Origin of the sequence: Candidatus Photodesmus blepharonis (assembly GCF_000731795.2) — a bacterium.
Classification (GTDB): domain Bacteria; phylum Pseudomonadota; class Gammaproteobacteria; order Enterobacterales; family Vibrionaceae; genus Vibrio; species Vibrio blepharonis.
The window spans coordinates 1-12,594 of sequence record NZ_JGVK01000006.1 but is presented as its reverse complement, the minus strand read 5'-3'; the positions used below and the strand labels follow the sequence as shown (position 1 = coordinate 12,594).

General features: G+C 37.5%; 10 protein-coding genes, 1 tRNA gene and 2 pseudogenes. All 13 read right to left on the bottom strand.

Features of this window, described 5'->3' with window-relative positions:
* Nucleotides 1-49: 49 nt before the first annotated feature.
* The 13 genes and pseudogenes from truB to greA all read right to left on the bottom strand — a co-directional run bounded on the left by truB (nt 50) and on the right by greA (nt 12,526).
* Nucleotides 50-1,015, bottom strand: coding sequence for a tRNA pseudouridine(55) synthase TruB (truB, locus tag CF67_RS00830; RefSeq protein WP_034413152.1), 966 nt, complete (start codon nt 1,013-1,015; stop codon nt 50-52).
* A gap of 17 nt (nt 1,016-1,032) precedes the next feature.
* Nucleotides 1,033-1,422, bottom strand: coding sequence for a 30S ribosome-binding factor RbfA (gene rbfA / locus CF67_RS00825; protein ID WP_034413402.1), 390 nt, complete (start codon nt 1,420-1,422; stop codon nt 1,033-1,035).
* Nucleotides 1,423-1,530: 108 nt separating this feature from the next.
* Nucleotides 1,531-3,729: pseudogene (infB, locus tag CF67_RS00820) on the bottom strand (translation initiation factor IF-2); the annotation flags it as partial.
* Between the two features lie 44 nt (nt 3,730-3,773).
* Nucleotides 3,774-4,086 (bottom strand): annotated as a pseudogene (locus CF67_RS05170) (translation initiation factor IF-2 associated domain-containing protein); the annotation flags it as partial.
* Between the two features lie 24 nt (nt 4,087-4,110).
* On the bottom strand, nt 4,111-5,595 hold the full coding sequence (nusA, locus tag CF67_RS00815; RefSeq protein WP_034413147.1) for a transcription termination factor NusA: 1,485 nt from the start codon (nt 5,593-5,595) through the stop codon (nt 4,111-4,113).
* 37 nt (nt 5,596-5,632) lie between these two features.
* Entirely contained in the window at nt 5,633-6,091 is a 459-nt protein-coding gene (gene rimP / locus CF67_RS00810; protein WP_034413144.1) for a ribosome maturation factor RimP, read from the bottom strand.
* Between the two features lie 268 nt (nt 6,092-6,359).
* A tRNA-Leu gene (locus CF67_RS00805) sits at nt 6,360-6,443 on the bottom strand.
* A gap of 12 nt (nt 6,444-6,455) precedes the next feature.
* Nucleotides 6,456-6,785, bottom strand: a complete 330-nt coding sequence (gene secG, locus CF67_RS00800) for a preprotein translocase subunit SecG (protein WP_034413141.1) — start codon at nt 6,783-6,785, stop codon at nt 6,456-6,458.
* 169 nt (nt 6,786-6,954) lie between these two features.
* The gene (glmM, locus tag CF67_RS00795) at nt 6,955-8,298 is read right to left on the bottom strand and encodes a phosphoglucosamine mutase (RefSeq protein ID WP_034413139.1); all 1,344 of its coding nucleotides are present in this window, start codon (nt 8,296-8,298) and stop codon (nt 6,955-6,957) included.
* A gap of 22 nt (nt 8,299-8,320) precedes the next feature.
* The gene (gene folP / locus CF67_RS00790) at nt 8,321-9,160 is read right to left on the bottom strand and encodes a dihydropteroate synthase (RefSeq protein WP_034413136.1); all 840 of its coding nucleotides are present in this window, start codon (nt 9,158-9,160) and stop codon (nt 8,321-8,323) included.
* A 17-nt stretch (nt 9,161-9,177) separates the two neighbouring features.
* Nucleotides 9,178-11,067: an ATP-dependent zinc metalloprotease FtsH gene (gene ftsH, locus CF67_RS00785; RefSeq protein WP_034413133.1), complete on the bottom strand. Its 1,890-nt coding sequence runs from the start codon at nt 11,065-11,067 to the stop codon at nt 9,178-9,180.
* Between the two features lie 104 nt (nt 11,068-11,171).
* Nucleotides 11,172-11,801 carry a 23S rRNA (uridine(2552)-2'-O)-methyltransferase RlmE gene (gene rlmE / locus CF67_RS00780; protein WP_034413130.1) on the bottom strand — a complete coding sequence of 210 codons (630 nt, stop codon included), beginning with the start codon at nt 11,799-11,801 and terminating at the stop codon, nt 11,172-11,174.
* Nucleotides 11,802-12,052: 251 nt separating this feature from the next.
* Nucleotides 12,053-12,526 (bottom strand): transcription elongation factor GreA, encoded by a 474-nt coding sequence (gene greA, locus CF67_RS00775; protein WP_034413127.1) that lies wholly within the window; start codon nt 12,524-12,526, stop codon nt 12,053-12,055.
* Nucleotides 12,527-12,594 lie beyond the last annotated feature (68 nt).

Sequence of the window (12,594 nt, the reverse complement as noted above, 5' to 3'; positions counted from 1 at the left end):
TTTATGCTTGCGCTTGAATTGGCATCAATGATTAAGTTTTTCTCTGGTGTTATTTCGCTCTGTTGTGTGTGTTAATTACTAGACGTTTTGGAGCCACTTGGCCATTATTTTTTATTGTTGCAGTACCAATAAAGGTTCTTTCTTCACCACTTGTTATTCGAGCAATAGTACCTCTGTCGAGCGATTCTGTTTCTGTTGCTTGAATTGATGTACCATGTTGAAATCGTTGTGCAAGCTCTTTGTTTATATTGATTTCAGGCAAATTTTCAACAGCAGCGTCTATTGGGATCAAAAGAAAATCTAAGAGTTTTTGTGGAGCAACCTTTTTTTTGACTTTTTTAAATAATTGATTAAGTTCTTCCAGTGTTACCATTTTTTCGCGCGGATATTTAGAAATACTAGTACGACGTAGGTAAGTTACATGCGCACCGCAACCAAGCATCTCACCAAGATCATCGACAATAGTGCGAATATAAGTTCCTTTTGAGCAGTGAATGTTTATTTTTATTTCACGATCTTTAAATTGGAGAAGTTTGATAGAATAAACGGTAACTTTACGTGTTTTGCGTAAGACTTCAATACCTTTTCGAGCATATTTGTAAAGTGGAGAACCTTGATATTTCACTGCAGAAAACATTGAAGGTATTTGATTTATTTCACCCTGAAAGCTGGCTATAGAACATTTTAATTGTTTATGGGTTATGTTTACTTCACGTACTTTAATTACGTTACCATAGGAGTCTGAAGTATTAGTACGTTCACCAAGTTTTGCTTTTACAACATAGGATTTATCAGCATTTAATGAAAATTGAGCAAATTTTGTTGCTTCACCTAAATAGATCGGTAACATACCTGTTGCCAATGGATCAAGCGTACCAGCATGACCTGCTTTTTGAGCAAAATAAATGTGCTTAACTTGTTGTAGCGCTTGATTGGATGAAATACCCATTGGTTTATCAAGCAAGATAATTCCATTAATCGGACGACTTTTGCGATTTGTAGCGTTACATTTCATCTTTTTTTCAGCAATTTTTACATATTTTTTATTTTATGTTGTTTACGTTTATCTTCGTTTACAGCTTTATCGATCATGTTAGAGGTACGCGTACTTTTAAGCAACGTATCATCGTAGATGAAACGAATTTCAGGTATTAGACGTAAACGAATGCGTTTAGCTAACATCATCCTAATATGTACTTTATGTGATTCCAGGGTAGATAAAAAGTTTTCTGGTCTTTGTTCATTATTGATATCTAAGAATGTTACAAAAACTTTTGCATGAGCAAGGTTTCGTGATACTTCAACCTTCGATATGGTCATTATACCTAAATATGAATCGGATATTTCACGTTGTAAAATTATCGCTAACTCTTTTTTTAGCTGTTGTGAGATACGTTGTATGCGGTTATATTCTTTTAACATAAAAAAATTCACTCGAAATCAGAAAGAGAGTTGCCATATGCTCCTGGGAAAGTTTGATTTGCTAAGTTAGTACTCTTTGAAATAATTTTTAAAAGCAACTGCCTTTAGCTAATTTAAAGTACGTTTAATTTCAAGAATTTCGCATACCTCAATTTGATCACCGACTCGAACATCGTTATAATTTTTAACGCCAATTCCACACTCGTATCCATTTTTGACTTCTTGAGTATCATCTTTGAAGCGGCGTAATGACTCGAGTTCACCTTCGTAAATAACTACATTATTACGTAAAACACGGATTGGATTGTTCCGTTTAATAATTCCATCAGTTACCATGCAACCCGCAATTGCACCTAATTTGGGTGATTTAAATACATTACGAACTACAGCAAGACCAATAATTTCTTGCTTAAATTCTGGAGTGAGCATCCCACACATTGCTTGTTTAATTTCATCAATTAACTGGTAAATAATTGAATAGTAACGTAGATCGAGATTTTCTACCTCAACAATACGACGTGCTGAAGTGTCAGCACGGACGTTGAAACCAATTATGATAGCATTAGAAGCTGTTGCAAGCACTGCATCAGTTTCAGTAATACCACCAACACCAGAACCAACAATGTTGATTTTAACTTCATTGCTAGATAACTTTATTAAAGAATCTGAGATAGCTTCAACAGAACCTTGAACATCAGCTTTAAGCACAATATTAAGTTCTGCGGTGTCGCCTACGGTTATGTTTGAAAACATACTTTCAAGTTTCGTTTTATGTTGACGTGCAAGTTTTACATCACGAAACTTACCTTGACGATAATTTGCTACTTCACGAGCTTTTCGCTCATCACGAACCACTGTTGCTTCATCGCCTGATGTTGGCAGAGCAGAAAGCCCAAGAATTTCTACAGGTATAGATGGACCTGCAGTTGTAATTTCATGACCGTTTTCATCATACATAGCGCGAACACGACCATATGCCTGACCACAAAGAACAACATCGCCTTTATTTAGAGTACCAGATTGAACCAAAATTGTTGCAACTGGACCTCGACCTTTGTCTAAACGGGATTCAATTACAACGCCAGAAGCCATGCCTTCTTTGACAGCTTTCAGTTCAAGGATCTCAGATTGGAGAAGAATTGTTTCCAGAAGAGCACTAATATTAGTTCCTTGTTTTGCAGAAATGTGAACAAACATATTCTCTCCTCCCCATTCTTCAGGGATAATGCCGTGCTGGGATAGCTCATTTTTGACATTGTCTGGTTTTGCATCTTCTTTGTCGATTTTATTAACTGCAACAATTAGAGGTACTTTAGCTGCTTTGGCATGTTGAATTGCTTCGATTGTTTGCGGCATAACACCATCGTCGGCTGCGACAACAAGTACAATAATATCAGTTACTTGCACACCTCTAGCACGCATAGCAGTGAATGCTGAATGTCCGGGCGTATCCAAAAAGGTAATTATGTTATCTCCTACTTTTACATGGTATGCACCAATATGTTGAGTAATGCCTCCTGCTTCTTTAGAAACAACGTGTGTTTTACGAATATAATCAAGCGTAGAGGTTTTACCGTGGTCAACGTGACCCATAATTGTCACGACTGGAGCACGATTTTCTGCGACAGTATCTCTATCACGATCAGCTAATACTGCTTCTTCAAGTTCGTTTTCTCTGCGCAAAATGACTTTATATCCCATTTCTTCAGCAACAAGAGAAGCGGTTTCTTGATCAATTACTTGGTTGATGGTTGCTATAACACCCATTTTCATCATAGTCTTAATAACTTCAGCACACTTCACCGACATTTTATTTGCTAGCTCGGATACAATAACTGTTTCACCGATTACAATATCCTGCTTAGTTACTGTTGCTGCCTTGTTAAAAATATGCTGAGAAACAAGAGCTAATTTGTTGCATTTATTTTTATTGCGAACTTTAGCACGATGATTATCGCGATTTTGATCATTACTAGAAACCTTTCTTTTTTTACGAGGTCCACCTTCTTCTTTACGATCTGCATCGTCTTCGGCTTCACGAGCGTAACTAGAAGTGGTTATATGATAATCTGAATTTTCTAGCTCTTTCTTTTTCTCTTCTTCAGTCCAACGCGTCTGATTCTCTTCAGCAAACTTACGAGCCTCTTCTAGAAGTTTCGTTGCTTCTCGTTCTGCTTTGCGTTGAGCTTCTTCTTCTTGACGGCGCTTTAATTCATTAGATTTTTGCTTGGTTTTAGAATGAATATCCAGATTTTTTGCATTCATGTTTTTTTGGGGCTTCTCAGCTCTCATGCGTTTAGCTTTATCTCCATTTTTTTGTTTTATTTCGCATTCTTGTTCCACTTTATTATTTTCTATCAAATTACGTTTCACATACGTACGTTTTCTACGTATTTCAATTTGAATATCTTTACTCTTTCCCCCGACAGCTGCAATGCTTAGGGTACTGCGTGTTTTGCGTTGGAGTGTTAAACGCGTTGGCTCAGATTCACTTGATGTGTACCCATGTTCTTTTTTCAGGTGTGTAAGTAACTTTTGTTTTTCGATATCTGAAACTTGATCATTGCTTGTTTTTTTCATTCCTGCATCAGCAAGTTGCTCAATCAAACGATCAACCGGTATACCAATCTCTTCACTCAGAGCTTTAACCGTTAATTCTATCATGCAGCTTTCTCCTTGCTGAAATTATTATTCATTGTTAAACCAACAAACATTGCGGGCTGCCATGATCAGTTCAGCAGCGCGTTCTTTTGTTAATTCATCGATATCTTCTAGTTCATCGATGCTTTTTTCTGCTAGACTTTCCATTGTGGTTACGCCTTTTTCTGCAAGCTTAAATGCCATTTCACGTTCTAAGCCCTCGAGATTGAGCAAATTTTCGGCAAGTTCTATACCTTCAAATGCTTCTTCTTGTACTAAAGCTAAAGTTGTCAATGCATCTTTTGCACGATCACGAAGCTTTTGAACCAACACTTCATTTAAACCCTCTATTTTCAATAGCTCATTAATTGGTATATAGGCTATTTCTTCCAATGAAGAAAAACCTTCTTCGGCTAATTTTTTTGCGATATTTTCTTCAATATTCAAATATTTCATAAAATTTTCGATAGATACTTGTGATTCTTCTTGGTGTTTTCTTTGTAGATCTGTAACTGTCATTACACTAAGTTCCCAACCAGTTAGTTGAGATGCTAAACGCACATTTTGACCACTACGACCAATAGCTTGTGCTAAATTAGATTCTTCAACTGCGATATCCATAGAATGCTCATCTTCATCTACAATAATGGAAACTACATCTGCTGGAGCCATTGTGTTGATAACAAACTGAGCTGGATTGTCGTCCCAAAGCACAATATCGATGCGTTCACCACCTAGTTCACTGGATACTGCTTGAACCCGGGCTCCACGCATACCGACACATGCGCCGATAGGATCGATACGACGATCGTTAGTTTTTACTGCTATTTTTGCACGAGAACCTGGATCACGAGCAGCTCCTTTTAGTTCGATGAGGTCCTCACCAATTTCCGGTACCTCAATACGAAACAGTTCAGCTAACATTTCAGGCTTAGAGCGGGTGATAAAGAGCTGAAAACCACGAGCTTCAGGAATTACCTTGTAAAGAAGGCCACGCACACGATCACCTGGACGAAAATTTTCTCGAGGTAGTTGATCATCACGTAAAATAACCGCTTCAGCGTTATTACCGAGATCTAAAATAACTGTATCACGGTTCACTTTTTTTACAACACCCGTTACCAGATTCCCCTTATTATCAATGAATTGATCAACAATTTGTGCTCGTTCAGCTTCACGCACTTTCTGGACAATAACTTGCTTTGCTGTTTGGGTAGTAATACGATCAAAAGCTACTGAGTTAATTTCGTCTTCAATGGAATCGCCAATATTTATTGTGCTATCTTCATATTGAGCTGCTTCGAGAGAAATCTCTTTCGTTGGATTTTCAACTTCTTTCACTACTTTCCAACGTCGAAAAGTTTCAAATTTACCCGTTTTACGGTCTATGATAACGCGAACATCAATTTCGATTCCATGTTTTTTTTTAGTTGATGTAGCTAATGCAGTTTCAAGTGCTTCAAAGATACGTTCACGGGGTATAGCCTTTTCATTCGATACTGCTTCTACTACCGCTAAAATTTCTTTACTCATTTTAAATTTAGCCTCTTACATTCATTTTTCATGAGGATTAAAAGTTAGGGATCAAGTTAGCTTTTAAGATATTACCTAAAACGAATTCTTTTTTTTTGCCTTCAATAATTATTGTGATAGTTTTCGCTTTCTGATTAACAGAGTGAATAATTCCATTGAGTTTACGACAGTTTGTTGTTACGTTCAGAATAATGTTTACTCCGCGTCCACGAAACTTCTCATAATCTTCTGCTTTGAAAAGTGGCCTTGCTAAACCTGGAGAAGATACTTCTAAGTTATAAGAAACAGAGATCGGTTCTTCAACATCGAGTATAGCAGTGACATGGTGACTAACTTTTGCGCAGTCATCTAAGTTGATACCATTTTTTTTATCAATGTAAATGCGTAGTATTGGACGTTCAATTTTGTTAAGAAATTCTACTCCGATCAATTCGTAGCCTAATCCTAATATGGGTATGTTCAGTATCCCAGTAATTTTCTGTTCTAGACTAGTCATTATACACTCCAGAAAAAAAAGGGCACTAGAGCCCAATTTAAATTCCAAGTAACCACCTAAATTTCTTGGTTTGTAAAATTGAAGGTAACAAAAGAGCAAACCCTGCTTTTTAAAACTAATTATAAGTCTAAATATTCAATTTACAACGAAGAGCATGCATTATCAAAATAATCTGTGCATGAGTTTGAAAACAAAACAATTAGTAAATCCACAAATTTGTTGCAAACACTCTGTAAGATAACGCACTTGCGAAACAGCTTACTAAAGATGGTGCCGAGAGAGGGACTTGAACCCTCAAGCACAAGGCACTAGCACCTCATGCTAGCGTGTCTACCAATTTCACCATCTCGGCACATTGATTGGATTATTTAGGAATTTCGTCATTGTTCGTATCTGAAAGTTTACTTTTCAAATACTCAGATGACGCTATAAGTTCATTCTGGTGATCTACCCATGTTGATTCAATTTTGCTAGTAGACATATTGCCTAGTACTAAACTGAGTGAAAAAAATACAATTGCAAAAACTGCAGTCATTCGGGTTAGAAAACTTCCTGATCCACTAGTTCCCCAAATAGTATTGGAAGGAGTAGAGCCAAATGAAGCCATGTCCACACCTTTTCCCTGTTGTATTAACACAAGACTAACAAGAGTGAATGCTGTCAACAGGTAAATTATAAGCAAGATTGTAAACATAACATCATCCATTTTCAAGTTATTAATACAAACACCGAGAATACATCATAGCTAAAAATCCGGGAAATCTTAGCGAAAACTGACCATGCTGACAAGTAAAAGTTGTTAGAATAGAAAAGAAATTTTAGAAAAGCGCTTTCACAGTTGATTATAATTTTTCATCGTTTAATTAACAATTTTCACGAACTGCATCAGCGATTTTAATCGCTGAGCTTTTTACCAATTGAGCATCTTCTCCTTCAACCATTATACGTAACAAAGGTTCAGTGCTTGATTTGCGTAACAACACTCGACCTTTATTACCTAAAGCAGCCTTGACCTCAACGACTGAAGTTTGTACTGCTTCTGTTTTCAGCGGATTTGAGCTGCCGCTAAAACTCACGTTTTCAAGTGCTTGTGGGTATAATATCATCCCTTGCGAGAGCTTATTTAAGGAAGTCTCTCCTTTTATTACTGTTGCAAGCACTCGAAGCGCAGCGACGATTGCATCACCTGTTGTTACTTTGTCAAGCAGGATGATATGCCCTGAGCTTTCAGCGCCGATTTGCCAGTTTTTTTCCAATAATTTTGCCATTACATAACGATCACCAACAGCTGTATGAATAAATGGAATACCTAGCTTTTTAAGCCCGTTTTCCATGCCAAGATTAGTCATCAATGTACCTACAACGCCGCCTTTAAGTTTGTTGCGATATAACGCGTCACGAGCAATAATATAGGCAATCTGATCTCCATTTACTTTCTGACCTAGTTCATCTACCATAATGATTCGATCACCATCACCATCAAACGCTAAGCCTAAGTCTGCTTTTTCTTTGATCACTCGCTTTTGTAAAGCTCGAATATCCGTTGCTCCAACTTTGTAGTTAATATTTATCCCATTAGGTTTAATTCCTATTGCGATAACATCAGCACCCAATTCAGAAAATACATCGGGTGCAATGTGGTAGGTAGCACCGTTAGCGCAGTCAATGACGATTTTTAATCGTGCTAAATTGAGTTTTTTAGGAAAGGTGCTTTTGCAAAATTCGATGTAACGACCTGCAGCATCGTTTAGACGTATAGCTTTGCCTAAATCAGGTGATTGTACACATTCTATTTTCTTCTCGAGCTCTGCTTCAATTGCTAATTCAATATTATCAGGTAGTTTTGTTCCTGCAGAAGAGAAGAATTTGATACCATTGTCTTGGTATGGGTTATGTGATGCAGAGATAACGATCCCCGCTTCTGCACGAAATGTTTGAGTTAGGTAAGCAACAGCTGGAGTAGGAATAGGACCGGTTAAAATGGCTTTAAGGCCAGCGGCAGCAAGTCCTGCTTCTAGCGCAGACTCAAGCATATAACCTGAAATACGAGTATCTTTGCCAACAATAACTTTTTTTGTACCTTGTTTGGCTAATATACGACCTGCAGCCCAGCCTAATTTCAAAACAAAGTCAGGAGTAATCGGGTACTCTCCTACTTTTCCTCGAACGCCATCAGTACCGAAGTAACATCTTTTTTCATCAGGCATAATATTTCCTTAATATTACATTCTAGAGCTGATAGTTGGATTGAGTTATTTCAATAATTTTTATCGCTTGCAGTGTTTCTTCAACATCATGAACGCGAATGATTTTTGCTCCGTTTAAAATAGCAATCGCCGCACATACGACGCTGGCAGACATGCAATCTTTTGCTTTATTATTTAAGAGCTTAAATATCATAGATTTACGAGACATTCCAACTAAGATAGGTAAACCTAATTGCTGAAAAACTTTTAAATTTGAGAGTAAATGGTAATTATGCTGTAGGTTTTTATCAAAGCCGAAACCAGGATCAAGTATTAGCCGTTTTTTCTTTATTCCTAATGCCTCGCAAGCGCTGATTCTTTTTATAAAAAAATCCATAATTTCTTGAGTTATATCTTGATATTGCGGGTTGTTTTGTACTGCACAGGGCCGCTTTTGAGTATGCATTAAGCAAACTGGAACTTGAAATTTTGTTGCGATTTCTAGCGCTCCTGGCTCTTGTAAAGCGCAAATATCATTGATGATGTCAACGCCTGCTTCAAGAGCTTGTTTCATAACTTCAGGTTTATTGGTATCAATTGAAACCCACACATTGTGATATTTACTCCGGATTATTTTTATAATAGGTAATATACGCTTGAGTTCATCATCTAAACTTATTTGAGAAGATCCGGGTCTTGTTGACTCTCCACCTATGTCGATAATGCTTGCTCCGGCAAAGATCATTTTTTCCGTCTGATAAAGCGCTTTATTTAGAGAAGTGTACTTACCTCCATCATAGAATGAGTCAGGAGTGACATTTAGGATTCCCATAATATGAGGTTTAGATAAATCGAGTTGTTTGTTATTGGCTGAAATAATCATAGAAGTCGAATAATAATTCACTCAGTACTTTGTTTATCTGTTGACTTATTAGAAGTCAATTTTTGTTTTTCAGTTTTCTTATTTTTTTGATAGCTCGCAGGTTCACGTATTTTTGTTTTACGTTCCATAAGATCATCGATCTGTCCTGAATCGATAGTTTCGTATTTTATCAAAGCGTCTTTCATCGCATGCATAATATCCATATTATTTTCAAGAATCCGCTTAGCACGATCATAATTACGATCAATAACTTTACGAACCTCATCATCAATAAGTCTAGCTGTGTCATCAGACATGTGTTTAGTTTGGGTTACACTTCGTCCAAGAAAAACTTCACCTTCATCTTCTGCATATAATAATGGACCAAGTTTTTCAGAAAATCCCCATTGAGTTACCATTTTACGTGCAATGTCTGTAGCACGTTCTATATCATTTGACGCACCTGTTGAGACTTTCTCCTTACCATAGATGAGTTCTTCAGCTAGCCGGCCACCATAAAGGCTAGAAATCATAGATTCAAGATGCTGTCGATTCATGCTCACTCGATCCTGTTCTGGTAAGTACATAGTTATGCCTAAAGCTTGACCACGAGGGATTATAGATACTTTATAAACAGGGTCATGCTCAGGTACCAGTCGTCCAACGATTGCATGACCTGCTTCATGATAAGCAGTTGATTCCTTAGTTTCTTCAGACATGACCATTGAACGGCGTTCGGCACCCATCATAATTTTATCTTTTGCTAGTTCAAATTCAATCATTGAAACATTGCGTTTATTACTTCGGGCTGCAAATAAAGCTGCTTCATTAACCAGATTAGCAAGATCCGCGCCAGAGAAACCGGGAGTACCTCGTGCAATAAGGGAAGGTTCAACATTATCTGATAAAGGCACTTTGCGCATGTGGACTTTAAGGATTTGTTCACGGCCACGTATATCTGGTAAACCGACCACAACTTGACGGTCAAAACGACCAGGACGGAGCAGAGCTGGATCCAGCACATCTGGACGGTTGGTTGCTGCAATAACGATGATTCCTTCATTGCCCTCAAAACCGTCCATTTCAACTAACATTTGATTGAGTGTTTGTTCACGTTCATCATGTCCACCGCCAACACCTGCTCCACGTTGTCGACCCACCGCATCAATTTCATCGATAAAAATAATGCAAGGAGCTGATTTTTTTGCTTGTTCAAACATATCGCGTACACGAGATGCACCAACACCAACAAACATTTCTACGAAGTCTGAACCAGAGATAGTAAAGAACGGTACCTTTGCTTCACCAGCAATAGCTTTTGCAAGTAATGTTTTTCCTGTTCCTGGAGGACCAACCATCAGAATTCCTGTAGGAATTTTACCACCAAGTTTTTGAAATCGGTTTGGATCTCGAAGATAATCTACTAATTCTTTAACATCTTCTTTTGCTTCATCACAGCCAGCAACATCAGAAAAAGCTGTTTTAATTTGCTCTTCGCTTATCATACGAGCTTTACTTTTTCCAAACGACATGGCCCCTTTACCACCACCACCTTGCATTTGACGCATAAAAAAAATCCAAACGCCAATGAGTAAAATCATTGGAAACCACGAGATAAAGATGGTACCTAGAAGACTTTGTTCTTCCGGTGGTGTACCTTGTACTTTTACGTTTTGGTTTATCAAGTCATCAAGAAGTTTTTGATCGTAAATAGGCATATAGGTTACTGCTTTAGGACCACCACCACGGCGGATGAAGGTTATTTCCTCACCTTTAAATATCACCTCCTGTATTTGGCCTTGACCAACTTCTTGCACAAATGCGGTGTAATCAACAGTTCTATTGCTGTTTTCTCCAGGACCAAAGCTTTGGAAAATTGACATGAGTACCACAGCAATAATCAGCCACAGAATCAAATTTTTTACCATATCACTCAAGGTTTCAGCCTCGCGATAACTAATTTAAATTATAGGATAGGGTACTACAGTTTGTAATCGGTAGCCATAGTACAACTCTTCTTTGCTGCTAAAAGCTAGCCTTTGTAACCAGAGGCTACAATATAGACTTCCCTGGAACGAGCTTGTGAGGAATTCGGTTTTCTTATTTTAACAACTTTAAATGTATCACGAACATCTTCAAGATATTGTTCGAAGTCCTTTCCTTGAAAGACTTTAACGATAAAACTACCGTTAGGAATTAAAATTTTTCGACATGTATCCAAGGCTAGGTCAACTAAGTGCATAGTGCACGCTTGATCTATGGATGAGTTTCCTGTCATGTTAGGTGCCATATCAGACATGATTACATCAACCAAATTAGGCTGAACTTTATTAATCAAAGTTCTAATTACAGATTTATCAAGAAAGTCACCTTGCAAGATGCTAACTCCAGGAATTAAATCCATTGGTAGAATGTCGCAAGCGATCACTTTTCCCCTCTTTCCAACGATATTGACTGCATACTGTGACCATCCTCCAGGGGCAGCGCCTAAATCGACGACTGTCATTCCTGGTTTTAGCAGTTTATCCTTGTTTTGAATCTCTTCAATTTTGAATAAAGCACGCGAACGAAAGCCTTTTCTTTTAGCTTCTTTTACGTACCTATTGTTGAAATGTTCTCGTAACCAGCGCTTGGAACTGCTCGAATATTTTGGCTTGCTCATTTTTACTCTAACAAAAAATCTTTTCTTCAAGTAGTGGAAGCACGGAAAAATTGAGTTGCAATACTTGCAACGAATTCCTTGAGTACACTTAAAACAGCACACTAAGAGTTATTACTAAAAACAAGTATCTTAGCCTGCAGCTACAAAATCAAGGTAAACCTAACAGAACATAGAACTTAAAGCAGAAAAAATTGTAATATTTGGTAGACACTGCTTAGTTTCACGATTTTATCAACATAGTTATATAGTTATTAAGAATATGATACTTTATTGATTTCAAAGTCTTTATCTCCGCCTGGTGTTGAGATCACTACTTCTCCACCTTCCATTTTTCCTATTAAACCACGTGCAATTGGTGAGCTAACAGAAATACGGCCAGATTTGATATCTGCTTCATCATCCCCTACTATCTGGTAAGTTTTTTCTTCATCAGTATTAACATCAATAAGCGTTACAGTAGTTCCGAAAATAACTTTTCCAGTGTTTTTCATTTTGCTAACATCTATTATTTGAGCTACAGAAAGTTTATACTCGATGTCGCGTATTTGTGCTTCACAAATCCCTTGTTCTTCACGTGCGGCATGGTATTCGGCGTTTTCTTTCAAATCACCTAACTCACGAGCCTCAGCAATTGCTTCTGAAATTTTTGGTCGAAGCTTAAGTAGTCGATGCAACTCATCTCGAAGCAATCGAGCGCCACGCGAAGTCATAGGAATTTTCTTCATTTCATACCTCTAAAAATGCTAAGCGTCCAATCTGGTTGAAGGGAGCTATAAATATTAAATAAAAAAAA